This is a genomic window from Vibrio bivalvicida, assembly GCF_001399455.2.
GTDB lineage: Bacteria > Pseudomonadota > Gammaproteobacteria > Enterobacterales > Vibrionaceae > Vibrio > Vibrio bivalvicida.
The window spans coordinates 176,910-202,191 of record NZ_LLEI02000043.1 but is presented as its reverse complement, the minus strand read 5'-3'; the positions used below and the strand labels follow the sequence as shown (position 1 = coordinate 202,191).

General features: G+C 42.2%; 23 protein-coding genes and 1 pseudogene. 9 read left to right on the top strand and 15 right to left on the bottom strand.

Annotated features, from left to right (window positions below; translation table 11 throughout):
* Window positions 1-115: 115 nt before the first annotated feature.
* A complete protein-coding gene (locus APB76_RS15305) occupies window positions 116-1,294 on the bottom strand; it encodes an MFS transporter (protein WP_054961818.1) in 1,179 nt (392 codons plus the stop codon).
* Window positions 1,295-1,508: 214 nt separating this feature from the next.
* Here APB76_RS15305 and APB76_RS15300 point away from each other — a divergent pair, with 214 nt between their 5' ends.
* Window positions 1,509-2,000 carry a GNAT family N-acetyltransferase gene (locus APB76_RS15300; RefSeq protein ID WP_054961817.1) on the top strand — a complete coding sequence of 164 codons (492 nt, stop codon included), beginning with the start codon at window positions 1,509-1,511 and terminating at the stop codon, window positions 1,998-2,000.
* A gap of 16 nt (window positions 2,001-2,016) precedes the next feature.
* On the opposite strand, the gene APB76_RS15295 is transcribed toward APB76_RS15300, so the two are convergent.
* Both APB76_RS15295 and APB76_RS15290 read right to left on the bottom strand, forming a co-directional pair.
* A complete protein-coding gene (locus APB76_RS15295; RefSeq protein WP_054961816.1) occupies window positions 2,017-2,982 on the bottom strand; it encodes an aminoglycoside phosphotransferase family protein in 966 nt (321 codons plus the stop codon).
* Entirely contained in the window at window positions 2,982-3,266 is a 285-nt protein-coding gene (locus tag APB76_RS15290; protein WP_054961815.1) for a GNAT family N-acetyltransferase, read from the bottom strand. The genes APB76_RS15295 and APB76_RS15290 overlap by 1 nt, the downstream gene beginning before the upstream one ends.
* A gap of 170 nt (window positions 3,267-3,436) precedes the next feature.
* Here APB76_RS15290 and APB76_RS15285 point away from each other — a divergent pair, with 170 nt between their 5' ends.
* Window positions 3,437-4,171, top strand: a complete 735-nt coding sequence (locus APB76_RS15285) for a flagellar brake protein (RefSeq protein WP_049843402.1) — start codon at window positions 3,437-3,439, stop codon at window positions 4,169-4,171.
* Between the two features lie 59 nt (window positions 4,172-4,230).
* On the opposite strand, the gene gltS is transcribed toward APB76_RS15285, so the two are convergent.
* Window positions 4,231-5,457: a sodium/glutamate symporter gene (gene gltS / locus APB76_RS15280; protein ID WP_054961814.1), complete on the bottom strand. Its 1,227-nt coding sequence runs from the start codon at window positions 5,455-5,457 to the stop codon at window positions 4,231-4,233.
* A gap of 655 nt (window positions 5,458-6,112) precedes the next feature.
* Here gltS and APB76_RS15275 point away from each other — a divergent pair.
* Both APB76_RS15275 and APB76_RS15270 read left to right on the top strand, forming a co-directional pair.
* Window positions 6,113-7,033, top strand: coding sequence for a DUF368 domain-containing protein (locus APB76_RS15275; RefSeq protein ID WP_049843404.1), 921 nt, complete (start codon window positions 6,113-6,115; stop codon window positions 7,031-7,033).
* Between the two features lie 134 nt (window positions 7,034-7,167).
* Window positions 7,168-7,902: a siderophore ferric iron reductase gene (locus tag APB76_RS15270; protein WP_054961813.1), complete on the top strand. Its 735-nt coding sequence runs from the start codon at window positions 7,168-7,170 to the stop codon at window positions 7,900-7,902.
* A gap of 86 nt (window positions 7,903-7,988) precedes the next feature.
* Here APB76_RS15270 and add read toward each other — a convergent pair whose 3' ends face one another.
* Window positions 7,989-8,981, bottom strand: coding sequence for an adenosine deaminase (gene add, locus APB76_RS15265; RefSeq protein ID WP_054961812.1), 993 nt, complete (start codon window positions 8,979-8,981; stop codon window positions 7,989-7,991).
* A gap of 211 nt (window positions 8,982-9,192) precedes the next feature.
* On the opposite strand from add, the gene APB76_RS15260 reads away from it, so the two are divergent.
* Entirely contained in the window at window positions 9,193-9,858 is a 666-nt protein-coding gene (locus APB76_RS15260) for a Crp/Fnr family transcriptional regulator (protein WP_049843407.1), read from the top strand.
* Between the two features lie 61 nt (window positions 9,859-9,919).
* Here APB76_RS15260 and APB76_RS15255 read toward each other — a convergent pair whose 3' ends face one another.
* Entirely contained in the window at window positions 9,920-10,897 is a 978-nt protein-coding gene (locus APB76_RS15255; protein ID WP_054961811.1) for an arginine deiminase-related protein, read from the bottom strand.
* A 345-nt stretch (window positions 10,898-11,242) separates the two neighbouring features.
* Here APB76_RS15255 and APB76_RS15250 point away from each other — a divergent pair, with 345 nt between their 5' ends.
* Entirely contained in the window at window positions 11,243-13,096 is a 1,854-nt protein-coding gene (locus APB76_RS15250; RefSeq protein WP_054961810.1) for an ABC transporter ATP-binding protein, read from the top strand.
* Between the two features lie 106 nt (window positions 13,097-13,202).
* Here APB76_RS15250 and APB76_RS15245 read toward each other — a convergent pair whose 3' ends face one another.
* The 6 genes from APB76_RS15245 to APB76_RS15220 form a co-directional block, all read right to left on the bottom strand.
* Window positions 13,203-16,376 (bottom strand): COR domain-containing protein, encoded by a 3,174-nt coding sequence (locus APB76_RS15245; RefSeq protein WP_054961809.1) that lies wholly within the window; start codon window positions 16,374-16,376, stop codon window positions 13,203-13,205.
* A gap of 274 nt (window positions 16,377-16,650) precedes the next feature.
* A complete protein-coding gene (locus APB76_RS15240; protein ID WP_237767916.1) occupies window positions 16,651-16,803 on the bottom strand; it encodes a phage repressor protein in 153 nt (50 codons plus the stop codon).
* Between the two features lie 370 nt (window positions 16,804-17,173).
* Window positions 17,174-17,998 carry a helix-turn-helix domain-containing protein gene (locus tag APB76_RS15235; protein WP_054961808.1) on the bottom strand — a complete coding sequence of 275 codons (825 nt, stop codon included), beginning with the start codon at window positions 17,996-17,998 and terminating at the stop codon, window positions 17,174-17,176.
* A gap of 33 nt (window positions 17,999-18,031) precedes the next feature.
* Window positions 18,032-18,625: a LysE family translocator gene (locus APB76_RS15230; protein ID WP_054961807.1), complete on the bottom strand. Its 594-nt coding sequence runs from the start codon at window positions 18,623-18,625 to the stop codon at window positions 18,032-18,034.
* 177 nt (window positions 18,626-18,802) lie between these two features.
* A complete protein-coding gene (locus APB76_RS15225) occupies window positions 18,803-19,651 on the bottom strand; it encodes a pirin family protein (protein ID WP_054961806.1) in 849 nt (282 codons plus the stop codon).
* Between the two features lie 117 nt (window positions 19,652-19,768).
* A complete protein-coding gene (locus APB76_RS15220) occupies window positions 19,769-20,266 on the bottom strand; it encodes a DUF2867 domain-containing protein (RefSeq protein ID WP_054961805.1) in 498 nt (165 codons plus the stop codon).
* 277 nt (window positions 20,267-20,543) lie between these two features.
* On the opposite strand from APB76_RS15220, the gene APB76_RS15215 reads away from it, so the two are divergent.
* Window positions 20,544-21,842: an alpha/beta fold hydrolase gene (locus tag APB76_RS15215; protein WP_054961945.1), complete on the top strand. Its 1,299-nt coding sequence runs from the start codon at window positions 20,544-20,546 to the stop codon at window positions 21,840-21,842.
* A 60-nt stretch (window positions 21,843-21,902) separates the two neighbouring features.
* Here APB76_RS15215 and APB76_RS15210 read toward each other — a convergent pair whose 3' ends face one another.
* Window positions 21,903-22,283: a VOC family protein gene (locus tag APB76_RS15210; RefSeq protein ID WP_054961804.1), complete on the bottom strand. Its 381-nt coding sequence runs from the start codon at window positions 22,281-22,283 to the stop codon at window positions 21,903-21,905.
* A gap of 246 nt (window positions 22,284-22,529) precedes the next feature.
* Here APB76_RS15210 and APB76_RS15205 point away from each other — a divergent pair, with 246 nt between their 5' ends.
* A complete protein-coding gene (locus APB76_RS15205; protein WP_054961803.1) occupies window positions 22,530-22,979 on the top strand; it encodes a hypothetical protein in 450 nt (149 codons plus the stop codon).
* Window positions 22,980-23,016: 37 nt separating this feature from the next.
* Window positions 23,017-24,105, top strand: a pseudogene (locus APB76_RS15200) (hypothetical protein); the annotation flags it as partial.
* Between the two features lie 78 nt (window positions 24,106-24,183).
* Here the strand turns inward: APB76_RS15200 and APB76_RS15195 are convergent.
* Together APB76_RS15195 and APB76_RS15190 are read right to left on the bottom strand one after the other, a co-directional pair.
* On the bottom strand, window positions 24,184-24,627 hold the full coding sequence (locus APB76_RS15195) for a hypothetical protein (RefSeq protein ID WP_054961801.1): 444 nt from the start codon (window positions 24,625-24,627) through the stop codon (window positions 24,184-24,186).
* Window positions 24,620-25,237 (bottom strand): winged helix-turn-helix domain-containing protein, encoded by a 618-nt coding sequence (locus APB76_RS15190; RefSeq protein ID WP_237767915.1) that lies wholly within the window; start codon window positions 25,235-25,237, stop codon window positions 24,620-24,622. Before APB76_RS15190 ends, APB76_RS15195 begins: the two co-directional genes overlap by 8 nt.
* Between the last annotated feature and the right edge of the window lie 45 nt (window positions 25,238-25,282).

The window sequence follows — 25,282 nt, the reverse complement described above, 5'->3', positions numbered from 1 at the left end:
TATTTACAACATAAACAAACATAAAAATCTGATTTAGAGTGAAAATAAAAATAACTAACCACCAAGTAACAAAAGTCCGGATAGATGAAGTAATTGCCTCATCGAAAAAATAAAACTAGCTCCATTTTAAAATTCGAACTTCATTACCCTCTTCAGGTAATCTCGGGATATTGAGAGACAATAACAAAGAAACCAACGCCATTCCTGCACCAATGTAGAAGACCGCCGCTGGCGATACTAGCCAGATAAAGCCGAACGTCACCGGAATAAATACTGCTGCGATATGGTTGATAGTGAAAGAGACACCGGCGGTAGAGGCCATATCAGCAGGGTCCGCGATTTTTTGGAAATAGGTTTTGATCGCGAGCGCTAGAGCAAAAAACAGGTGGTCGATAACATAGAGTGCCGCAGCCCATTCTGCTGTCTCAACTAAAGCGTAACCAACAAACACACCAACCAAACCACAGTATTCAAACAACAACGCTTTGCGTTCACCCACCTGACCGATGAATCGGCCAATACGTTTAGCGAATAAAAAATTGAATACGTAATTGATAATAAACAATAAAGTGACGTCAGCGGCAGAGTAGCCAAAGCGTTCTACCATCAAGAAACCTGCAAATACGGTAAAAATCTGACGGCGCGCTCCGCTCATAAAAGTGAGTGCGTAATAGAGCCAGTAACGTTTTCTCAAGACCAGTTTCTTATTTTGCTGCACCTTAGTTTCAAATTGAGGAAAAGCAAACGCCATCCACACCACCAACAAAAAACCGACGCCACCAAAGGTGAGATATACCCATTGGAAGTCCATTTTAAATACTTCTAAACAAGTCCATAAGGCGCCATAAGTCACCAACGAAGCCAAAGCGCCAACAGAGATAAATTTACCAAGCATTTCCGGCGCTTCATCTTTAGAAAGCCATTGCAAAGAAAGGGATTGCTTCAATGTTTCAAAGTAATGGAAACCCGTCGACATCAATATAGTCGTCAACAACAATCCATATAGAGAAGGAAAAAAGCCAGTAATTGCAGTGCCCAGAGTTAATGCCGCAAGCGAAAGCAACATAAAGCGTTGCTCGCGAATAAACAGCAAAACGAACACCGCAGTAAATGCGAGAAAGCCCGGTATTTCGCGTACACTTTGCAACAAACCTATATCTGAACCATCAAAGTTTGCTCGCTCAATAACGAAGTTGTTAAGCAGTGCCATCCAACTTGAAAAAGCAATGGGGACGACGATTGAAATAAGCATGAGGAAGTTTTGCGGAGTTTTCCAACTCGCAGAATGATTCATGAGTGATTCCTTATGTGAACAAGCTGTTACATTAGATCGCCTAAGCTTGAGAAACAAACAAATTTACAATTTATACCATTGTGGACCTTATAAAGGCTGTAGCTACTGCTCACCAACAACAACCGAAGAAAATATTTTCTAAAACAATACTTTAACAATCTGCATAATCTCGTTATGGTGGCGTTATGTTTAACCAGTCGAAAAGGCAAATAAGATGGAAATAATAATACGTCCGACTCAAGTCAGCGATGCCGCCGCATTGTGCGAAGTTTACTCACAACCGAAAGCGCAACGTGAGACACTCCAGCTCCCAAAACCTTCGTTGAGCATGTGGACAACCCGACTGGAAAACATGCCTGCTGGTATTTATAGCTTTGTAGCAGAAGTTGACGGTAAAGTGGTTGGCAATATTGGCTTTGAGCATTCGCAACGTCCGCGCACTGCACATTGCGCAAGCTTTGGTATCGGCGTACATGATGATTACCACGGGCTAGGTATTGGCAGTAAGTTGATCGAGACTGTGCTTGATTTAGCCGATAATTGGCTACAGGTAAAGAGGGTTCAAATAGAAGTGAACACCGACAATGACAAAGCCATTGCTTGTTATAAGAAGTTTGGTTTTGAGATAGAAGGTGAGTCCAAGTTCGGATCTTACCGAGATGGCGAGTATATTAATACGTATTACATGGCACGTATCAAATCGTAACTTTTGCAAGGCTTACCTAAGGGTAAGCCTTTAACATTTCTAAAGCGCGATCTTTCAAGCTCTCGGTGTAATTATTGATCTTCCAATGCTCTGGACTCCAGCCTTTCACAAATCGCTGAAAATCTGCCCATGCAATCGCAAACAATGGTCGCCAAACAGCTTCAACATCTTCGGCTGATAAATGAGGCTGATGTTTCTCCAACGCAAACTGAAGAGCAGCGAAATACTCATCCAGGATCCAAGCCTCCATTTCAGCACATTGCTGTGGCTCTACCGCACTGCTCATAAACAGCGCAACATCTTTCATCGCACACCCTTTACCTACGTACTGAAAATCGACCGCAGCTGCGTTTTTGCCATCAGGAGTGAAGCAGAAGTTAGCCAATTTAGCATCACCATGCACGAGCGTTGCGAAAGGGGCACCCTGGAGCACACTATCTATCTGTTCAGCTTTCGCCTTCAGCCCATCATCACTCATTGCTTCTAACTCATCAGCTCGGGTAGCCAAATGCCAATAGGTGCCAACTTCCCATAGTCCCTCGCCTTGATGACCGATATGTTGAGCGTGAAAGTCGGCCAGCCAACTAAGACAGGCACTTAAGTGATGCTGACTTGGCGTTGCGACTACTTCAGTAAAACCCACTTGTTTGAGGTCTTCCATCACCAACAACAGCTCTTGTTCTTGTTGCTCTACCACTATCGTTTCTGGGACTTTGGCATGACATCGCTTCGCCGCAAACTGATACCAATTCAGTTCAATCTGATATGATCGAAGTTTACGTTGGTGCGAGACGTCAGTATTCCAGCCTTTAGGGTGATACTTGGGTTTTGGCAACAGAACATGTTTAACGATAATGCTGGTGTTATCGACATAAAGGCGAACGAGCTCGCCATAACCACCCCATAAGGTTTGCAACACATCTAATGAATGCAGCGTGGAGTAGCCAAGCTCTGCAATGAGCGGTTGATAATTATACTTCATTAAATTTGCGCTTTAAGATGTGACCACTGTGAATTGCGGCTAAAGTAATGAACAACATAGCTACAAACCGGATCCACTTTTACTCCGAGTTTTTCAATCTCAGGCAATACCGCTTCCATCATGATTTTACCGTAACCTTTACCTTGAAGTTCTTCCGGCACCTTAGTTGAGGTAATCGCATACGTATCACCTTTATTTTCAAACTTCACGATCGCGTAGTGTTCTCTCTCAAGATGAACTCGAAATTGTGAGTTTACTTCATCTAAAATTACCTTATGAGACATGTTGACTCCTAAAAATGATACTTAGCTCAACTTTATTGAGTGATTTGATGTTTGAACATACCGCCAAGCAAACATAGAATTGAAAGTATCCAAATGTCTTTAATTGTCATGAGGATGCCACATATTCACCTGCCTCAAAACAATAACATGGTGGGAACAACGGAGGCTAGATGAGTACCCAAGCAGCGGTAAGTAAAGAGCAACCAGCTCGCTCTAATAATGAGAAAAACGTTTCAACCTTAAACAGTACCGATGCACTGGCCATGATTGAACATGGTAGTGAGCTAACGATTGGCATTACCACACCGGTTGGTACAACCTTTCGCTGTAAAACATCTTTCATTGGCACTCATTCAGCTAATGTCATTTTAGCGGAACTTCCAAAACTTTCTGAGGATGATTTGAACTTTTTCTTTCAGGAAGGGTTTTGGGCGACAATTCGTGCAATATCGCCGCGAGGAGAGGGGGCAATTGTCCATTTTAGAGGGCAACTGCAACACGTCCTTAAAGCGCCAATACCTATTTTCACCCTCTCGGTTCCCCAAACGATGCAAGTTACTCAGCTTCGTAAAGAGCCTCGTTTTGATGTAAACCTAGCCGCTCGAGTGGTTGCAGAAACACACAGACTTGACTGTGAAATTCGTGACTTATCGAAAAGTGGCTGTCGGTTTATCACGGCACCTTTAAGTCGCCCTTTCCAAGTCGGTGATGAAATTGCTTTGAATGTTCAACTTAGCTCGCTAAAAGGCGTGGAGTTCGCTCCTCTGTATGGAAAAGTGTGCAACCTGCAACGCTCGCTGCATTACGCTCGTTACGGTGTCGCTTTTTCTGATGACGGGAAAGAAAATGCCAAAGTGTTACTCGGTCATTTAAAATTTGATGGCACTAAGTTAACGCTAAGATAATAGAGCGGATACAAAAACGCCCTGCTAGTTTGCAGGGCGTTTTTGCATCCGCTAGAGAGTTATCCGATAAATGAAATGTAACCTTGGAGGATGATTAGGTTCACAATGTCGATAAAGAATGCACCGACAATGGGTACCACCATAAATGCTTGTGGTGAAGGACCAAACTTGTTGACTAACGACCCCATGTTCATTACCGCCGTTGGTGTCGCACCTAGACCAAAACCACAGTGACCACCAGAAATAACAGCTGCATCATAGTTTGAACCCATCACTTTGAAAGTCACAAAATACGAGAAGACACCTAAGACAACAGACTGTACAGCGAGAATAATCAAGAACGGAATGGCTAAGTCAAAAATATTCCAAAGTTTCAGGCTCATCAATGCCATGGCTAAGAACAAAGACAGTGAAACAGTACCCAAAATGTCAACCGTTTCGGCATCCACCTTGTGAGTTTTGGTTACTTCCAATAAGTTGGTAATGAATACGCCAATAAACAAGGCATAAACGAAATCAGGGATCATCAACCAGCTAATTTCAAAACTACTGACCCACTGCTCTAGATACTTTGCACCTGTGACACAGATAAGAAGGATAAACAAAATCTCGATAACTTTTTTCGCTGTTACTTTGTCTTCTTCGTATTCGTTGTAAGTGACAAGCTCTGGGAAGCGTTCGTGAGTGTGTATGCCTGTACCATATTCAGACTCAAAACCATTCTTATTGATCAGCTTTTGCGCGACTGGGCTACCAATAATGCCACCAATGATCAAACCGAATGTCGCCGATGCCATCGCGATTTCAAGTGTATTCGCCAAACCATAGGTATCAGCAAATGTCTGCGACCATGCTGCGCCTGTTCCGTGTCCACCTGACAGCGTAATAGAGCCAGCAATCAACCCCATTAGTGGGTCAAGCCCTAAGGCAGTTGCCATAGAGACACCAACGCCATTTTGAATAATGATATAAAATGATGCAACGGCTAAGAAGATAAACACTTTAGCACCACCTTTCATTAACTGGGTGTAGTTGGCTGCAAGCCCAACAGTACTAAAGAACATCAACATAAACACTTCTTGCAATGGTAAAGAGAACTCAAGGTCCATACCATTAAAGTGCATTAACGTGATGATAACAGCTACGATAAGACCACCGACAATCGGCTCAGGGATATTGAACTTCTTTAAGACAGGAAGTTTAGAGTTGACGAAGTGCCCTAAGAATAAAACGCTGATAGCGATTAAGAAAGATTCTAGCGGTCCAACTGAAATTATCTGATTCATATAACCTCTTTTTGTGATTCACTCATCTTCCCTAACGAGTCCAGAGTCCTTATTGACTCTGTGGAGCAATGCTCATTGATTCAATTTTTCTATTGAAATTTGTCCTTATACAAACAGCCTCAAGATGCTCGTTTCAACAGTTAACCCGACAACTTATAGTCTGGGTTGCGAAAAGAAAGCGGGCATTATTAATAAACTTGCGCCCATTTGTCGAGTATCTTGGTAAAAATTCCCACCTTGGCAACATGTAAACGTGCGCCAGACTTTAGCTTTACACATTAAAACGAGATAAACATTGACAAGGTTTTAGGCAAAAAAATAGCCAACCGCAAGAGTGCGATTGGCTTATATATAGTGTGAACAAATTACATTCACTAACAACGTCAGTTGGCTAGGTGACCCTCGGCTTAAGAAGGGTCACTTGTACATATGCAGTTAGCGTGCCAACTTTAAAACCACGTTATTTCTGTCTTACACCGCACTTTTGGGGCCATTTTACTTCCCAAAATGCAATATGAAAATTGCAAAATGCAAATATTTGCAAAACCATATTAAACCAAGCTCCTATAAACAGTTTTATCAGCGTTGATTTTTCATACTTTTTTTACGCAAGAATCGATATACTCTCTGCACCTAAATTTAGCAACCATGAAGAATGAACTACTTTACTACTTTTCTTAAAGGCATGGCGATGGGTGCAGCGGACGTTGTACCCGGTGTTTCTGGCGGTACAATCGCATTTATTACCGGTATTTACGATACCTTACTTGAAAGCATCCGCCGCATTAACCCAAATATTATCGGCATCTGGAAACGCGAGGGCTTTAAAGCAGCGTTTCAACATTTCAACGGCCTATTTTTGATCGCCTTGTTTGGCGGTGTGCTAACCAGTATAGCGACACTGGCTAAACTGATTTCATGGCTGTTGGTTACTCACCCTATTCCATTGTGGTCGTTTTTCTTCGGCTTAATCTTGGTATCTGTCTTCCATATGCTCAAACAAATAGAGCACAAGAACCTAAGCAGATTTGTCTTCCTTCTACTTGGCGTGGCCTTCGCATATAGCATCACAGTGCTCAATCCGCTTCAGCTAGAGCCAACCAGTATTAACGTCTTGTTGGCCGGAGGTATAGCTATTTGTGCCATGATTCTTCCCGGTATCTCTGGCAGCTTCATTCTGCTGTTAATTGGTATGTACACCCCTGTTTTAGGTGCGGTAAAAACACTGGATATACCTATTCTCGCACTGTTTCTAACAGGCTGTGTTTTAGGCTTGTTGAGCTTCTCTCACGTCCTATCTTGGTTACTAAGACGTTTTAGAGATCTCACACTGGTTTTCCTGACTGGTTTAATGCTGGGGACATTACCTAAAATTTGGCCCTGGAAAGAGACCATTACTTGGCGCACAAACTCTAGTGGTGAACAAGTACCACTCATTCAGCACAATTTATCACCTACAGACTTCGAAGCGCTTACCTCTCAGCCTTCTCAGCTAGGTATTGCAATAGTTCTTATGCTCATTGCCATTGGCATCGTACTGGGCTTAGAGAAGTTTGCAGAGACGCGCGATATTTAGGCACCTAGTTTAACAACGGCTTCTTCGGAAGCCGGTTTTTGGGCCTAAAGATAGGGTGTAATGATAATTAATTGCAATAGCACAGATGGTTATTTATCCTTAACCGATGGATTTAATGGAATAAGCATCAGGATATGAGCAGTCATTCATTCTTTGAGCAACTATTTGAACACTCTGCACAGGTCACACCCTATTTAAATGGCGCAATAAAACCAATTTCAGAGACACCTCTATTACACTCTTTTATCCATATTGACCGTTCTAGCTCTGAAAATATTCGAGAACTTTATCAAAGCCTTAAGATAACCCATCCAGAAGCGGGGGCGGCTTATTGGCTAACACGAACTTGGGATCTTCTTTGTTGGCAGCCCATTTATGTGGCCTTTATTGCTATCTACTCTTGCCAAGGTTTACCTAAACTATCGTCTATTGGTCAGCAAGTTCAGCCTAATTTTATCAGTGGTTATCAGTTTGATTCTGAAGAGTATTTTCAGGGCACAGAACAGGAGCTTATTGTACATGCAGGAAAAGAACTCAATGCCCTGTTTGATTACTTCCGCCAAGAGATGAGTCTCTGGACACGTATCCGACCTGGGTTTACCAATCACTTGTTTGCAGATGGTGTATTAGGCTGTTTGGTTAAATTGAGCCAGTTTGCTCCTGATCTGCCGGGAGAGTATTTGATTGGCCAGGCTCGCCAATGGCTGGCTGCCTGCAACCTTCCCGAAAAACTCATGGCCTCTCTCAGCTATGATGAAGCATCGAAACAACTTGTATTTGTACGAACCAGTTGTTGCTTAGTTTATAAGTGCCAAGAGCGAGAGCTGTGTACTGACTGCCCTAGGCATCCTGATAACAAAGCCCTGTGAACATAAAAACCGCCTATGACGGCGGTTTTGGTATTTCTTCTACTAATGCTAACCCTATAAACTGATCAGCATACTGAAAGTATATTTTACACGTACTGCATTAGGTGCTTTTTCACTTCATCTGAAGCAAAAGATTGTGCGACGCTCGCTGTATAGATCTGCTTATAGTCTTCAGCGTTTAGTTCAAACTGCTCCATTACCTTTTGCACTTCATCCGTCATGGTCGTATTCGATACAGTGCGGTTATCTGTGTTGATTGTTACTGCTAGACCATCGTTATGGAAGTCTTTCAATGGGTGTTGTTTCAGCTCTGGAATCGCTTTTGTTTGAACGTTACTACTTGGGCAAGCTTCAAGACCAACTACATCGTCTTTGACTCGCTTGTATGCCTCTGCGTGATCTTTGATTGCCACACCGTGACCAATACGCTCTGCACCTAGCAGCTCAATGGCATCATAAACATTTTGACCACAGCCTTGCTCACCGGCATGAATGGTAATGCGGTAACCTTTATCACGCGCATATTGCGTGTACTCGACATATTCGTGAGCAAAGTTGTCTAGCTCAGCGCCTGCAAGGTCAAATGCGACAACACCTTTACCTAACAAAGGGGCGCCAGCATCAATAATGTCGTTTACAGAGCCTATCGGCAAAAGTTTTACCAACGAAAGAATGTAGTTACCTTTAATGTCATATTGCACTTCAGCACGTTTCATTCCTTTTACCGCACTCTCAATGATTTCTGAGTAAGTCAGTCCTTGCTGAGTGTGTAACTGGGGTCCAAAACGCACTTCAAGATACTTCACGTTCTCTTTAGCAGCATCTTCAAAAAGCTCGAAAGAAATACGTTCAATGCTGTCTGCTGTTTGCATCACTTTAATCGGCAGAGCAAAACGGTCTAGATACTCTTGCAGGTTTGGACAAGTTTCAGGGGCGATCATCATCGTTTTGATGTCCTCTGCATTCTGGCTAGGCAGCTCAATGTTGTGTTCGGCTGCTAAATCAAGCACTGTTTGCGGGCGAAGGCTGCCATCTAGGTGGCAATGAAGATCAATTTTAGGGAGATCAAAATAGTTCATCTGTTTTTGTCCTAACTTTCCTGCTTATTGACTAAGAGTAGCTCACCCAATGACATTGCAACTATAGCAAGCACGGTGGCAATCACACTTAGCCATTTGTTTTTGATAACGATAAAACTCATGGTATATGATTAGCGATGATATATAACACGACAATTGTCCGGTAGCACGCCAAAATCTCCAAATCAATGTTAAATAAAGCAAATTCACTATGGATAAGAACAAGATTTTAAATGAAGGGTTAGATAAACTTCGCCAATTAGTGAAGCGCGAACAGTACAAAACCCTACAAGTACAAAAAGGCGATTACATCATTCGCCAGCATAGCGAAGTCAATGATGTCTACTGGACAGAAGCCGCACGATTTTCTGTTCTGCACACGGCTGAAAATGGTAAAACGCTTAGCCTAGGGGATTACTATCTAGAGGATAACTTCTTTGGCGAAATGGAATTTTTCTCTGATATGCCGAGTCCTTTTAGTGTCATTGCAACCGATGATGCCCATTTAACTATCATTCCCAAAGAGAAGTTCGCTGAGTTTTTGCTAGAAGACGCTCAGGTGGCATTCTGGATGAGTCATCGAATGTCCAACATCTATCTCAATACCATGAACATCGCCATGGAACGCTCTCTCTATCCGCTAAAGTTCAATATCATCAAAGATATGATCAGTCGACATACAGCAAACACTCCCTCTCGGGGGCACAGCTACATGTATCAAGAAGCACAAAGATTCGGCTGCACGGAAAGAGCCTATACACGCATTATTCACGAACTGATTAAAGAAGGGTTGGTAAAAAAAGGGGCAGACAACTCTGAGATAGTGCCCGTTGATATCGACAAGTTAAACGACTATCTAGATCAGTACTATCACTAGCACTTAGTTCTAAATGGGCACCTGAAAAGATGCCCATTTTGTTATCTGGTTATCTAGGCCGTTATAAGTTGTTTAAACGCGACGGCAAAAACACTTCACCTAACATACAGCGAACACTGCCACCACCAATGTTTTCAATAGTTTGAACGTTAAATGGTAATAGTTTGCCGTGGCTCGAGAGTTGAGCACGTTGAGCCGACGAAAACGCATCATAAGCCGACTGCGACATCGCAATCACTTTTTCGCCACTAACTGTTTCAAGTTGCAGAATGTTGCCACAGAACTGGTTCATCTGCTCGAGCGAAATCGAGATCACCTGTTTGTCTTTCGCCAAAGACTTAATCACAAAACGACGTTCAAATTCTGGGATCACTTCATCACAGATAACGCAGAAACTCTCGCCAATCGCCATCATCACATTAGTATGATAGATAGGCTTACCCGAAGGCAAAGCCGTTTGAAAAGAGACCACTCGCTTATAACCAATACGCTCTGCATAGTCTTCTAGAACCTCACGGTCACATCGTTGAGACAGCGCAGCATAAACCGTCTTATTGACATGATCTTTCACCATTACACCCGTGCTTTCAAGGTGCGCATCTTGCTCTAAGTATGAAAGTAAGCTGTCTTGGCTTTGCACTGGACGGCCGGCACTTTCTAGCGTTTCCACAAGTGAGTCAACTTTAACTTCTTGCTGACGATTTTTACACGCCATTGGGAAAGTATATAGCTCACCATTAGCTGTGGTACTAAACCAGTTGTTTGGGAATACCGCGTCAGGCGTTTCTACATCACCCAGCGGGTAGTCGAATACGACCACTTGAACACCCGCTTGGCGTAGCTCTGCGACCATAGTGTTGAATTCATGCATCGCACTTTCGCGTACTTCACTAGTAGAGAGGGAAACTTGGTGTTGGAATTCATTGTCCTGCGCCGTTTCAGCATTAAACGCAAACTCTTTAGGTGGCACCATCACCACACAATTAGTGTTTTGTACTGTTGATTGATTTTTCTGTAGTAGGGTTTTCTGTTTCAACATTGTGACACACTCAATTAATCTCACTCATTACTGCCAATTGTAGACATAATGTTAAATGAAATATTACTAAATTGACCTGAAAAATAACCCAATTAACAGTTATAGTCACTGCTAGGTAGATATTTTTCAGCAATTTTTATTGCCAGCATGACTTTAAATTATCTTCGATTGAATATTATGCAAAGGAAAGAATAATAAACTGGTTACATTTCCTCCACTAACGGTATAACATTGCTGCACCAAGCTAGATAGGTGACTAGGTTGGTATATCACCCTTCCTATTAATGGACGTACGCATTTGCCATGTTGACAACTTTCCGTCTTTGCGTGTTTAGGAATTTATTTATGTTTAAAAAGTTTGAAGGCTTTACTAAGCCTTTCCCTGAGCAGGAGCCAACACAGCCTCCTTCGGGTATTTTTGCGTTTTGTCGCCACTACACCCGCGGGTTTGAAATCCCGCTCATCATCATGTCTGTTATGGCGACCATTGTCGCAATTGTTGAAGTTTCTCTATTCGGAGCAATGGGTAACTTGGTCGATTGGTTGTCGAGCAGCAATCCAGAAACATTTTGGCAAGACAACCAAAGTGACCTGATTTTCTATGGCACCCTTTTGCTGATTGTCATGCCAATACTTGTGGTTGCTTATTCGCTGTTAGTCCACCAGACTTTGCTTGGTAACTATCCAATGTCGATCCGTTGGCTGGCTCACCGTTACTTGCTCAAACAAAGCCTGAACTTTTATCAGGATGACTTTGCAGGCCGTATTGCCACCAAGGTGATGCAAACCTCGCTGGCTGTACGTGAAACCGTAATGAAAACGATGGACGTTTTTGTCTACGTCTCGGTTTACTTTACCTCTATTGTTGTACTGTTAGCTCAGGCAGACTGGCGACTTATGATCCCTATGATCGTTTGGTTATGCTGTTATGTGGGGATTCAACTCTACTTCGTGCCCAAGCTAAAACAAGTGGCTTCTGAGCAAGCTGATGCCCGCTCTACCATGACCGGTCGTATCGTAGACAGCTATACCAACATCGCCACAGTTAAGCTGTTTTCACACAGCAGACGAGAAACTGAGTACGCCGAAGAAGGCATGAATGGCTTCTTAGGTACTGTTTATCGTCAAATGCGTTTGGTCACGGGGTTCGATGTGGCGGTCGAGATTACTAACTACGTCTTGGTATTCTCAATCAGTGCACTGTCTATCTACCTTTGGATGGATAGCTCAATCAGCGTAGGTGCCATAGCGATTGCGATTGCCCTAGCACTACGCATCAACGGCATGTCGATGTGGATCATGTGGGAAGTCGGCGCCCTGTTTGAAAACATGGGTACTGTAGTTGACGGCATGAAAACCATGTCTAAATCGATTGATATTCAAGACAAGCCAGAAGCGAAACCACTGGTGGTTAATCAAGGCGGCATCGAGTTTGATGATGTCAGCTTCCACTATGGTGACAAAACCAAAGGGGTTATCAGTAACCTTAACCTTAATATCAAGCCTGGGGAAAAAGTAGGGTTAGTTGGTCGCTCTGGTGCAGGTAAATCGACTTTGGTTAATCTGCTTCTTCGCTTCCACGATGTTGAAAGCGGTAAGATCAAGATCGATGGTCAGGTTATCTCTGATGTGACTCAAGACTCACTACGCAGTAACATCGGTATGGTGACTCAAGATACATCACTGCTGCATCGCTCTATCCGCGATAATATCTTGTATGGCAACCCGGATGCGAGCGAAGAAGACTTGCGCCGTGCAACCAAACAGGCGCACGCACATGAGTTCATCGAAACACTTAACGACCCGTTTGGCAACGTAGGCTACGATGCTCAGGTTGGCGAACGTGGTGTGAAGCTTTCTGGTGGTCAACGTCAGCGCATTGCGATTTCACGCGTACTACTGAAAGACGCTCCGCTTCTGATTCTTGATGAAGCAACCTCAGCGCTAGATTCAGAAGTTGAGGCGGCAATTCAAGAGAGTTTAAACGAGTTGATGCAAGGCAAAACGGTTATTGCTATCGCTCACCGACTCTCAACCATCGCCGCTATGGATCGGTTAATCGTTCTCGATAAAGGCGAAGTCGTTGAGCAAGGCACTCACCAAGAGTTAGTTCAAAGTGGCGGAATCTACGCTCAGCTTTGGGCCCACCAGACGGGTGGCTTCATTGGTGATGAAGAGGCTGAAAAGCAAAGCGCTTAAATCACACGTTAAATAGACAAAAAGGAAGCCTCGGCTTCCTTTTTTATACCTATCATTGCTCAAATATAGGTCCACTAACTTAATTGTTACTGGGATAGTACCAAATTTAAAGAAGAAACTCAGGTACAACCGGAAGACCAAAGCAACTAGCGATACTGTTGTACTTTTTAGCTAGATCTTTAACCTGACCTGTTGTTTCCCTAAGTGCAGTCATTGATTCTCCAACTTTAGAAGACCCCTCAATCGCCCCGCTTAAGAAACGGTGAACACGGTCAAAACTGCTTGCTTTTTCTAATGCCTGCTCCTCAGTTTCAACGTCTTGAATGTCTTCAATTGCCGCTAATGCTTTGTCACAGTCACGAGTGGCTTTCCGAAGTATCTTTTCGTCATTAATTTCATCTTCCAACTCGTCTTTAAGGTCATCAATAACATTGTCTGCCGCTCCCTTAAAGAGTTTCAGTTCAAGAGAGACACTTACTGTTTGGCTTTGAGTAGACGTCTGGTTCTGCTCTTGAGAAGTTGTGGTTACTGCGTTACTGTTATTCTCAATATTAATATTCACTGTTGGACTCCCATGACTCTCATCTTGCTCCATTTTCTCTAACCGTGCTGCCGTGTACTGCCTAGTTTCGATACCACTTAACAAAGCAGATGCACTATATTTTTCACGTGAGTGAATACAGAAGTAAGGTTCTCCGGCTGACTCATGTACCAATAAAGCCTTATATGGAACCGTGTTGCCACCAGTATTCGGAATGATGACTAGTTCTTCTACACCTAACTTTATAGCATCAGGTTCATTCAAATCGTTAATCGTTTTGCGTATAGTAGCAAAATAATCCCTTGCTTGTTCGCCTACGACCTTAACTGTGATTGTTTTGGCTACGTCATCTTCAATCACTAGAGCTTTTGCATTGAATGCTGAATCAGAAAGAATTGCTGCAGTTTTCCAGCGGTTATCGGCTGAGATATCTTTATTCATCCGAACCAAGAACTTGGTAAAAATCGCCTTCGGTAGTAAGTTCTTGTAATTAAATACCATATCTATGGTAGTTTCATGCCTTTCAATTTCAACTTTATGGTCCGGTTCAGGTAACAAACTTGGGACAAGATACTTACCACTGTTATCTCCACCAATGCTATGGCAAAGCTCAAACTTTAGCAGTGAATCGATAATAAACTTCGCTTTATTGGCATATCGGCCAGGGTAAAGCCGATCTAAAACTTCCTGTACTTGCTTCTGAGTAATCAACCCTTTTTGCTTACGAGCCGTTGAGTCATTAAGTTCTTTGAACTCTTTTAAATTGATAATCGAATATAGTCCATCTGTAATCCAGTGTGGGTTCAGCACCCCCATGTCATATGCTGCAAGTTCAGGGAAAACAATGATTAAACTTAGATCATTTAACAGGTCTAATAGTGTCTTTTGCGCATTTTCATCAATGATATCGTGACGAAAACAAATCTCAGAAAATTTACTCAATGAAAAGTGATCGAGCTCTTCAGATAAGCCTTGAACTTCATCCTTAACTGCTTTCCAGTTGCTAGGGATTAGCATTTGGCGCATCGGTAGAGCAGAAACTTCTCTGTTGATTATTTCGCGCAATCCATCAATGTTTATATCTTTTTTACATGATACTGCCACAATATCTGTGATATTTGGAAACTTGCTTCGAAGTAGGCCTTCCGATAAATTACTATGATTATAGTCGTCACATTTATTACGCACGATAATCACTTTCGAATCACCACCAAATGCCTTAATTTGTTGCAACCAATAATCTACTTTAGGGTCTTGAGCTTCATCACTATTACGATCATTGACGACTAATACATAGACACAACGTTGGGATAAGAATAATTGATGCGTCGTATGATTGATCTGTTGGCCTCCAAAATCCCATATCTTAGTGTTAATTTTTAAGCCATCTTCCACATCAATAGTGTATTTTTGAATATTTATTCCATGTGTTGTTTCTTCTTGTGGATCAAATGGTAAACCCGACAAGCATTTCATCAATGATGTTTTCCCAACAGAACCAGGGCCTAAAAATATGATCTTAGCTTCATTCAGTTCTGCTATGTCACCTTGCATAGAGCTGAAATAAGAGTCTACTGCTTCCTGGCCTCGTCTAATAATATCCATTGAAGGGCTAATAACAGGGTTTAGCCCAACGGCAAGAATACCGCGAGAATCAGATGAAGGGCTACAAAACTCTTCCACTACAAAGTGAGAGTTAAAAACCTTTGGTATATTTACAACCTCATTATTGTAAAGGTTAAGCAACTTCATATCTGCTATATTTTCTAAACAAGGAACACTTGATATAAAGTTACCTGGTAGTGACAAATCTATTAATTTTTTAAATTTATTCAAAAACCCAACATCTACTAAGCCACAATAATTAAGTGACAAACTTGTAATTTTATCGTTGAATGAAAGTATATCAGTATCAATCACTTTGTAGCCTGATATATAAAGTTCATTAAGGTTTGGGTAGACATCTAACAACAATTTTAAATCAATTTTATTTTCATGATAATTTCTAATTTTAGATAGATCATCATATATATAAGGTTCTAGGTTAACAGATTTTCGAGTATTACCTTTTAATTCGAGACTTTTCAAATTTTCATTAACTTGTGTAAAAGACAATTTAATTTCATTATATGTATCTACTTTTATTTCTTCCACACTAGAGTCACTAAACAAGTCAAGATCTATGGTATTTTCGGAACCTTCAATATTTTTTCTTACATTATCTTTAACAATGATTTTCTGAAGTGGAAAGCCGCGGGGCAGAGGATTACTTTCATAGCTAAGACAAGCTTTGAGAGTTTTTAATCTTGAAAGGTTTTTGACACTTAGTAAATCTATTTCGCAACTCACCTCCAAGTTAGTAATACTGCTTGAAGATAATTTTTCTATATTGCTTGCAAATGTAGTTAAGCTCTTTAGATTAGGAGATCTACTAACTATCAATGCATCATCATCCGAAATTCTATTTGTATATAGATTAATAGATTCAAGCGTCATCATCGACATTTCAAAAGCACATGACGTTACTATTTCTGGATCTTTATACAATGTCAGTTCTAAGAGCTTTAAGTTTCTTATATTTTCAAAATCAAAAGGTTCATTAATATAAACAGTTAACGAGGTAAGTGATGGGAAAAACTTCAAAAGTTCAAGACTATCATTATCAAAGTCAAAACTGATATTAGTTATGAACTCAGTCAGTTCAAATTCAACAAGTGTATTGACAACTTCTAAATCCAAGGAATATTGATTGATAGAGACTAGCTTATCTCCGTCTGTAACGATAGCAGAACGATGCTCAAAAATACTCTTACTTATAAATGATATATCAGTAACTGTGACATCATCATCGTTATTAATCTTTCCAATGATATTTTTTATTGTTTCTATTTTTTTCTAAGAACTTCATTGTTAGCTAAGCCTTTATTTAGTTTTCTTAAACGTTGCTATGTTATGCTGGGAGTATAAAACTTGAGGCGGGATTAAAACCACCTGCTTTCACAGATGGTCCCCACTAAAAAATCTTCTTAAACAATGGCGCTAACGCCTTGCCGATAACCTTGAAGTTTCGGCCGTTCTTGTGGTTAATCTCAAAGGGTTCATCCCCGAGGTTGTCTGAAACGACGTTGTAGATCCCTTTTGGAATACTCCATTTTAATCGTTTCACGTAAACTGCATCATCAATACAGATTCATGTACGTCATCTGTTACAAGATTTTGAAGCCTCTGAGCATAAACCAGTGATCGCTTTTTTGGTTTACGGTAGGCTCCACGAAGTTACCTTCAAATTACATTGTTAAATTACTCTTGAGCGAGGTACCAAAGCCTAATAGGCAGAAACAAACACATATGAGCCCATTGACACACCAAAAGATATCATATCGACGCGTATCAAACTACATACACCTTACTTACCTATCGAAGAGTATGAGCGTCATCAAGATATTGATTTGGTTGGTACAGAGAAGATCATGGAGTCTAGGAGGTTACCCAACAAACTGATCACTCCCCCCATAGTGCCACACCAAACCATACACTCAATCAACAAAGTGTGATTGGTAGAACTTCGGGGTAACGGCAATTTTCTTTTTAAACTGACGTTGAAAATGCGCCTGATCAGAAAAGCCAAGCTCTTGAGCCACCTCGGCGATCTCCTGACCGGATTTAAGCATCACCTTAGCACGTTTGATTTTCTCATCCATCAAATAGGCATGAGGCGGGAGTCCGTAGTAGTGCTTGAACGCTCTGAGGAGCTGGTAACGGCTCATCTGTGCTTCTTGCGCTAAATGATCCAATTGATGAATTTTGCTAACGTCATCTAATAGTTTTTCTTGCACCCTTTTTAATGATGAAGAGGGGGATGGTTTAACCTCCATTGAGCTCTGTACGTGAACAGCTTCAATAAAGTCATACAGTCGAGTTTGCACCTGTAATTGGCTCACTTCTGACTGGAGATCGTTAAACAGAGTCAAATAGTGATTTTTGATTGGCTCACTGCGCTCAAATGCGTGACGAAATGGTGTGTAGTCTGCACTATACCCAGCATGAGATTGACCAAGAATTTCCTGCTGAATAGCTCCCATTTGTTTGGTATCAACAAACAGCATGCTATAAGACCAAGTTCCAGCTTCCGGGTTACAAGAGTGAACATCGGCGGGATTAATCGTCACTATGTCGCCGCGCCCAATATGATGCGTCGAGCTGTGATTACGATAGTCAGCGTTGCCTTGTTGAATAATCCCAAATGAAAACTCATCGTGCGAATGCGCTGCATAACAAGCGGTGCTTTGGCTTGCGATTCTCATCTCAATCCAAGGCAACACCGTACTTTGCTTAAAGTTCGCGCTGTTATCTTTTTTCATGCGCAGCTCCTTGCGCTGTATAAGTTTGCAAAACTATAACCAAATCATGCTAACAGAAGCAGCCAAGGTTATCGCCATCATTCGATTAAAAATGCGCTGCTTTTGGGGCTGAGATAAGTAACTAGATAAAGCACGCCCACTCATCGCCCATAAGCCAACACCCACTAAGCAACAAACTAACGACACCAGAGTAAAAACCCAAAGCCAATAATCGGTATTGCCCTGTCCTACCACATACAAGCTGACTCCAGACATCGCCACCAACCAAGCTTTAGGATTAAGCAATTGGGTAAGCGATCCTATCCACCAGCCTGAAGTCAGCGTCGTTTGCCCTTGTAACTCAGCCACAGGTGCAGTAAATATCTGGTATGCGAGGTAGAGTAAAAATGCGCTGCCTATCCACTTCAATGTGGCTTCCAACAAGGGTAAAAACTCAACCAACTCATGCATTACACTGCCAGAGATGAGCACAACTAAAGCATAAGCAAATGATGCCCCTAGCACCAACTTACTGGCTTCTCGACTACCCCTCTGAGCGGCAGTGGCCGTCGCCAAAAGATTCACCGGCCCGGGTGTGGCGGCGCCCACAAATGCAAACGCCAACATAGCAATAATTAGACTATTCATTTTGTTCTCCTTCACTAACCATTTAGCCTAGCCAAAGAGAAGTAAGAGTTATTGAACGATATTGCAGACTCGCAGATAGAAAAAAGCCACACGCTAAGGTGTGGCAAAACAAAAAGAACTGGCAGTGAATAGTTCGCTTTGCGTTAATTGAAGCTCAAGACGAACTCCTAAAGTTGTTTAATAAGTTTCAAACACACCAGAATTGTAATCCTGTATGGTTTGATTTATCTCATCCATTGTATTCATGACAAACGGGCCGTAATGAACGACCGGCTCATCAATGGGTTCGCCAGCGAAAATTAACACGCCACTTTGCCCAAGCGCTTTCAAGTAGACTCGCTCACCTTTACTTAGCAGTGCAAGTTCACCCTGCTTGAGTGTGTAATCACCAACTTGAACCTTACCTTGATAGTTTAAGATCATCATGTTGAATTGCTCAGGTACTGACACACTCACTTGCTGGTCAATTTCGGCGCGCCAATCAGACACGCTAAGCTCAACACCCGTCTTACTTAACGGACCTTTAAGCTGCATTTCATTGGCATTGATCGTTCCGGCCAGTACGCGGACTAGACCAAGCTGCTCGTCACTATGTTCAGTGATCGTCTCTGGCTGAAAATCGACATATTGAGCTGGCTTCATTTTGTCTCGCGCAGGTTGATTTATCCAAATTTGGAAACCATGTAAATCACCTTCTTCCATAATAGGCATTTCACTATGGATAACTCCTCGGCCAGCAGCCATCCACTGAGCACCGCCACTTCTCAGCTCGCCAACATTGCCCATATGATCTTTATGTTGAAAATGACCTTTGAGCATATAAGTTAGCGTTTCGATTCCACGGTGAGGATGAGGTGGAAAGCCACCAACGTAATCTGAACGTTGGTCCGACTTAAGCTCATCAACCATTAGAAATGGAGAAAACTGCGCATTATTAAACCCAGCCACGCGCTGTATCTTAACCCCATCACCATCTGAGGTCGGATGAACTTGGATTACTTGATTAACTTGTCTGGTTACACTCATGCTGTCTCCCCTTAGTTTGGCTCCATGAAGGAATGAAGACAGTTTACTGACCTTGAAGAGTAAATTGAGCGGGGAGATTAGAGCCTGTCGTTCGAATAATTCGAACGACAATGAGATTTAAGCGGGTACGAGTGTTTTTAAAGAGGTGGGCACTATCAGCTTGTGTACTGGGGCCACAAAAAACATATACACTTTGCCGAACGTGTTCTTAACATCGACAACCGTTGTTGCATGCAAAGTCATTGTGTCGCCATCAGGAACAATAAGAAAAGAGAGCCGAACATTGAGGTGCTTATCGCAATCCTCCACCAGCAGTTCGTTGTCGCTTAAACTAACAATCGAAAATATACCCACTTGATCGCCAACTCGATACTCGCTTATCGGCTTGTTTTCATCCAGATCCGCCATACGCCCTAAGTGTTTCAACCCTAGTTTAGAAACAATGCGATTACGTAAATCCATCAGCGTATTGACCCAGCGGGGCGTCTTATTCACCATCGCAAAGTAGACTTCTAGTGCGGATTCACCGTTATAAGGCAACTCGATATTGTGTGTATCAGCGAAGTAGGCCCCTTGCAAATAGGGGTGAATGTTAGAGTGACTGGGCAGATCCATAGCAAAACCTTACTGGGTGAGTATTCCTTTTACTTTATGACCTTAAAGGTAATCGAAGATAAAACAAAGGCACGGAAGTGAATATCTGTGCCTTGTCTCAGTTATTGCTCTGCGATATGCGCCTGCCAATAGGATAAGGGTAAAGATGACTCAGGTCACTGAGATTTATCATTGCCATCGCTCAGCCCACACTAACTCAAACTGGCATTGGTATCCGCATGGCAACACGATAAGATACCGCATCTCAACGTCACGGATGTATTAGGCCCTAACAATGATGAATACCGCTCAGCAATTTATTGATGCCGGAGTAAAATACACTCCGCATTACTTTCAAGTCCCTTTAAATTACTCAGACGATACGCAAGGCGAAATTACCGTTTTTGCACGCGGATTATCACTGGTTTCAGATGGTGACAGCGCAAAGCCTTGGTTAGTCTATTTTCAAGGTGGCCCGGGCTTTCCCTCTCCTCGTCAAAATGGCAATTGCGGATGGGTAAAGCGCGCGCTGCAAGATTACCGTATTTTATTGTTAGACCAACGTGGAACGGGCAATAGTTCAGTGATCTCTCACCAAACTCTGGCGCATCTGACACCTGAAGAGCAAGCGGAGTATTTAAGCTGTTTTCGTGCTGACAACATCGTTCGCGATGCCGAGTTTATTCGCAAGCAATTTGGGGTTGAGCAGTGGTCAATTCTCGGTCAAAGCTTCGGTGGTTTCTGTTCACTCACCTATCTATCGCTTTTTCCTCAGAGTTTGTCTCGCAGCTTTATTACTGGCGGTGTCCCGTCGATTTCTCGTCACCCAGACGATGTATATCAGGCTACGTTTAAACGAACGATGGAGAAGAACCAAGCTTTCTTCCAGCAGTTCCCTAAAGCTCAAGAGCTGTGCAAACAGATTGCCGATCACTTAATCGATAACGAAGAATACTTACCAAACGGACAGCGATTTACCGTTGAGCAATTCCAGCAGATTGGAATTAACTTTGGTATGAGTGATACTTTTTTGCCAACCTATTACGCGCTAGAAAATGCCCTTATCGAGGTTAATGGAAAAACCGAACTGCGCTATGAGTTTTTGAGCAGCATGCTGATGGAACAAGGTTTCCAGACTAATCCGATCTACGCCATTTTGCATGAATCAATCTACTGCCAAGGCTTTGCGTCAAACTGGAGTGCTCATAGAGTTCGTCAGAAAAACCCAGCGTTTAACTACGATAAAGACAAACCATTCTACTTTACTGGTGAGATGGTCTTCCCTTGGATGTTTGATCAATACAAGAACTTGCTACCACTTAAACCCGCCGCAGAGTTACTCGCAACGAAACAAGACTGGCAACCGTTATACGATGCGAAGCAGTTAGCAAGCAATAAAGTTCCAGTAAGCTGCGCTGTCTATGCCGATGACATGTTTGTTGAGATGGATATCAGCCGAGAAACGCTGGCACAGATGCCGAATGCCAAAGCTTGGATTACCAATGAATATGAGCACAATGGATTGCGTGCTGATGGCGAAAAAATCTTAGATACTCTGATTGCAATGGGGAACCAAACCGCAGCGACACTTATCTAGCCAATGAGCCCCCCACCCACACACAACTTGGGGGGCTCTGCTCTAAATACGTAAACTGCTTTACTCCATCGAATGAAGGCCGATCATATTACCTTCGGTGTCAGCGATCATAGAGATATAACCATGCGGACCAATAGCGAACTTAGGATGAACCACTTTACCACCAGCACTTTCTACTCTCCCTTGCTCCACTGAGCAATCTTGGCAAGAAAAGTAGACCAAGGTACTGTTCCCACCAGCAGAGACACCGTCCATTTTCGCCAACGCGCCAGCTGCGCCATATTGCTCCATCGAAGATGGAAACAGCCACATATCCACCTCCATCTTAGTTTCATTATTAAGTTGTTCTAAAGACGTCTCAAATACCGCTTCATAGAACGCCTTAGCACGCTGCATATCATCGACATAGATTTCAAACCAACCAACTGGATTCATTTGCATGTTGCCTCCTAGACTTAACGAATAACCCTTTAAAGCTAGCGCAGGGCTTCAACAATTCCAGTCAGAACAACTATCCATTCAAGTGTCTATCAGTAGAAGGTGGGCAAGTAAACCACCAATCTAAATATATAAATCATAAAAAATCACAGCCATATCTAATATTCCTCTCGCCTCTAAGCACTATAAACTCCTCGCATCAAATTAAAAAAGACACACCAAGTTTATTAGTGAGGTAAAGGAACGGTAATGGATATCTACCAAGAGAGCATTAGTTTTTTAGGCAATGATGTTGAGTTTGACGATAACGGATTATTTCAGTGTGAGTTATCACCAGAAAGCGGTATTCATGACGAAGCTCTTTTTCTAACCATTTTCAAGAATGAAGTAACAATCAACCTGCACATTTCTATTACTAGCCCAATTGAGCTACCAACCCCTATGCCAGATCAACTAGCTGTCGCTATAGGCGAACAAGCGCTGGAACCATTTAGAGGCGGGTTTGGTGTTGGCCTTATGTCCGATAGCCGTCGATTGAGCATTTACAAGGTAATCACCTTATCTAACAAACCTCAAGGTTATGTACAAAGCACACTTCAGCAATTGCTCGATAAAATGGAGCAATGGCATCAATTTATTGAACAAATCGAAACATCTACTGAGTCAATAGAAAAACCGAACTCAGGCATTTTCATTTAATTGTTTTCCATTATTAAATCAAGAACGGAAGAAAATCATGTCAACCATTCATATTAATAGCCAGCATAGAGGCAACTTAGATCTTGCTGATATTCACAGATTAAAAAATGAAGCCAAACAAGGTGACACAGTCAAATTTGGCTCTATTTTTGGCAAAGAATATAGTGTTAGCAAAAATAGTGATGGAGAAGTCAGCCTAAAACAGAAAGAGAGCAAAAGCTTCTTTAGCCAGTTTTTCAACAAGTCTGATGCAACAAAAAGCAATGACTTGAAACTTAATCAGATGAATCAACAGTTACACAACAAAGGAAGAACTGGTGATGCGAAAGTGCTCACCGTTACCTACAATCAGGCAAACCAAAAAATGCCTGAAGACACAAAAAACTATTTCCAGAACCTAATCAAAACTGGTGACTACGATGTTGTGCTCTTCGCAGAGCAAGAGTCTAAACTGCTTGCCAAAGATCTTGAGCTTGAAGGAATGAACCTACTAAGCCAGAACAAGATGAAAGTCATGACTAAAGGTCTGGGTGAAGGAGTCAGCTATACTTCTATGTCTGTATTTGCCAAAGATGGTGCGGATGTCAAAGTAAAAGGAGAGTCTGAATACCGACACGGTTGGGGAGGCAAAAATATGGAGTTCTTGTTAGGCATTACTGGTAATAAAGGCGGCGTTAAAACTTCCTTAGAGATCAATGGACAAGATATTACCGCTATATCTGCGCATCTAGATTCTAACAAAGAAGCCAAGCGTGAGTTGGAAGGCAACAAACTCATGGCTGGAATTAAACCCAATGAGGAAGTCCTCATTACTGGTGACTTGAATGAACGTGAAAAACTTTTAGACGACGGAACCATGTATGATCCTGTATCACACGATGATACCCATTTAGCGAAACATGGATTTAAGTTTGAAGCTCTTAACAGCCATACCTACATGCAGCTAGATTCAACAGGTAAGATCAAGCATAAAGAAGGCCGAGATCGTCCTGACTTCGGAGAACTGGACAACACTGGTTTGACTAACAAAACAGGGAATCTTAAAGACTTGCAAACTAAGGTCTTAGATGAAGGATTTGAAAACGTTAGTGACCACAAACCTGTAGCCTCAACCTTTGTAGTAAAAGGTTAAAGAACTAATCCAACGCCCTCCTAAATAGTGGAGGGCCTTACTGTCGTTTAAAAGTCTGAGTTGCAATACCCGTTAACGAAAAGTACCGGTTAATACACTATTGAGATAAATAACTGTTCCATCTTTCATAGTAAATGTCCCGCGTCGGTCAGTGATCAAAAACGCTTGCGTATCACTTACCTTTTCAATATAGAGTTTTCTTATCGCAAAATGATGTGCTGGAACATCATCTGAATCATCAGTTGTAAAAATCACATAATGGTCGCCAAAACGTAAGAATAAGCCATGCATCTTATAAGTAATCACACGCGTTTTCTGCGTGGCCCGCGAAACGAAATTCAGCTTTGCCTGACCATGTTTTAAGGTTACATTCAGCGTTTCGGTTGAGATATTAGAATGAGATGTCGTTAGGTGGTAACGGTCTGCAGTTAACAGTGCGGATGCTAAGCCAAAAAAGAGCAGTATCAACAGTGCGGTCAGTACACCTTTAAAGAAGAATGAAATAGATTTACTCATCGGTACAACCACCTCTATTCAAGTCATATGTGGTGAATGTAGAGTCAGCATAACCAACAATTTGCAAACAGTTGACTGAGCCACCTTTAGGGTAAGCAATGAGCAGCTCTAACTGAGAAAAGTTGCTAGGTAGCTTTTCTATTTCAAGCTCAAAGCCGTCGTAATAGGTTGTCACACCTTCGATCTCAGTTTGTTCTACCAACTCTAAGTACAGATAAAATGTATACAGAGTCACTAAAATACCCAAGCCAAACGAAAACCACCTCCATAATGATGGCTGCGCTTGAAAGCTAATGTGATTTGCAGGAGGAGCAGCCTCAGTGGAATCTAAACTATTGTCTTGATTTGAAACATAAGGAGGTTCTCTACGAAGTAGATATCCTTTACCTGGGTCGGTGACAATGACGTTGTCGTGCCCAAGTTGCTCAAACGCTTGACGCAGGTTTTTAATTGCAACATTGAGCGAACTTGAGGTGACAATGCGCCCCGGCCAACATTCGGAAATAAGTATCTCTCTAGGAATCGTTTTACCTGGACTTGCAGTCAGTTTCTGCAAGATGAGTACTTCAGAATGAGAAATCCGCAGCGCCTGGCCAGTGTCTACACGCATTAAGAGTCTCTTTTCTGACGCTAGCTCAAAGCCTAAATCGGAGAG

What these genes read in the sequence shown, in the direction of transcription:
- APB76_RS15305 (WP_054961818.1), bottom strand. Translation starts at nt 1,294, where the DNA reads ATGAATCATTCTGCGAGTTGGAAAACTCCGCAAAACTTCCTCATGCTT.
- APB76_RS15300 (WP_054961817.1), top strand. Translation starts at nt 1,509, where the DNA reads ATGGAAATAATAATACGTCCGACTCAAGTCAGCGATGCCGCCGCATTG.
- APB76_RS15295 (WP_054961816.1), bottom strand. Translation starts at nt 2,982, where the DNA reads ATGAAGTATAATTATCAACCGCTCATTGCAGAGCTTGGCTACTCCACG.
- APB76_RS15290 (WP_054961815.1), bottom strand. Translation starts at nt 3,266, where the DNA reads ATGTCTCATAAGGTAATTTTAGATGAAGTAAACTCACAATTTCGAGTT.
- APB76_RS15285 (WP_049843402.1), top strand. Translation starts at nt 3,437, where the DNA reads ATGAGTACCCAAGCAGCGGTAAGTAAAGAGCAACCAGCTCGCTCTAAT.
- gltS (WP_054961814.1), bottom strand. Translation starts at nt 5,457, where the DNA reads ATGAATCAGATAATTTCAGTTGGACCGCTAGAATCTTTCTTAATCGCT.
- APB76_RS15275 (WP_049843404.1), top strand. Translation starts at nt 6,113, where the DNA reads ATGAACTACTTTACTACTTTTCTTAAAGGCATGGCGATGGGTGCAGCG.
- APB76_RS15270 (WP_054961813.1), top strand. Translation starts at nt 7,168, where the DNA reads ATGAGCAGTCATTCATTCTTTGAGCAACTATTTGAACACTCTGCACAG.
- add (WP_054961812.1), bottom strand. Translation starts at nt 8,981, where the DNA reads ATGAACTATTTTGATCTCCCTAAAATTGATCTTCATTGCCACCTAGAT.
- APB76_RS15260 (WP_049843407.1), top strand. Translation starts at nt 9,193, where the DNA reads ATGGATAAGAACAAGATTTTAAATGAAGGGTTAGATAAACTTCGCCAA.
- APB76_RS15255 (WP_054961811.1), bottom strand. Translation starts at nt 10,897, where the DNA reads ATGTTGAAACAGAAAACCCTACTACAGAAAAATCAATCAACAGTACAA.
- APB76_RS15250 (WP_054961810.1), top strand. Translation starts at nt 11,243, where the DNA reads ATGTTTAAAAAGTTTGAAGGCTTTACTAAGCCTTTCCCTGAGCAGGAG.
- APB76_RS15235 (WP_054961808.1), bottom strand. Translation starts at nt 17,998, where the DNA reads ATGAAAAAAGATAACAGCGCGAACTTTAAGCAAAGTACGGTGTTGCCT.
- APB76_RS15230 (WP_054961807.1), bottom strand. Translation starts at nt 18,625, where the DNA reads ATGAATAGTCTAATTATTGCTATGTTGGCGTTTGCATTTGTGGGCGCC.
- APB76_RS15225 (WP_054961806.1), bottom strand. Translation starts at nt 19,651, where the DNA reads ATGAGTGTAACCAGACAAGTTAATCAAGTAATCCAAGTTCATCCGACC.
- APB76_RS15220 (WP_054961805.1), bottom strand. Translation starts at nt 20,266, where the DNA reads ATGGATCTGCCCAGTCACTCTAACATTCACCCCTATTTGCAAGGGGCC.
- APB76_RS15215 (WP_054961945.1), top strand. Translation starts at nt 20,544, where the DNA reads ATGAATACCGCTCAGCAATTTATTGATGCCGGAGTAAAATACACTCCG.
- APB76_RS15210 (WP_054961804.1), bottom strand. Translation starts at nt 22,283, where the DNA reads ATGCAAATGAATCCAGTTGGTTGGTTTGAAATCTATGTCGATGATATG.
- APB76_RS15205 (WP_054961803.1), top strand. Translation starts at nt 22,530, where the DNA reads ATGGATATCTACCAAGAGAGCATTAGTTTTTTAGGCAATGATGTTGAG.
- APB76_RS15195 (WP_054961801.1), bottom strand. Translation starts at nt 24,627, where the DNA reads ATGAGTAAATCTATTTCATTCTTCTTTAAAGGTGTACTGACCGCACTG.
- APB76_RS15190 (WP_237767915.1), bottom strand. Translation starts at nt 25,237, where the DNA reads ATGCGTGTAGACACTGGCCAGGCGCTGCGGATTTCTCATTCTGAAGTA.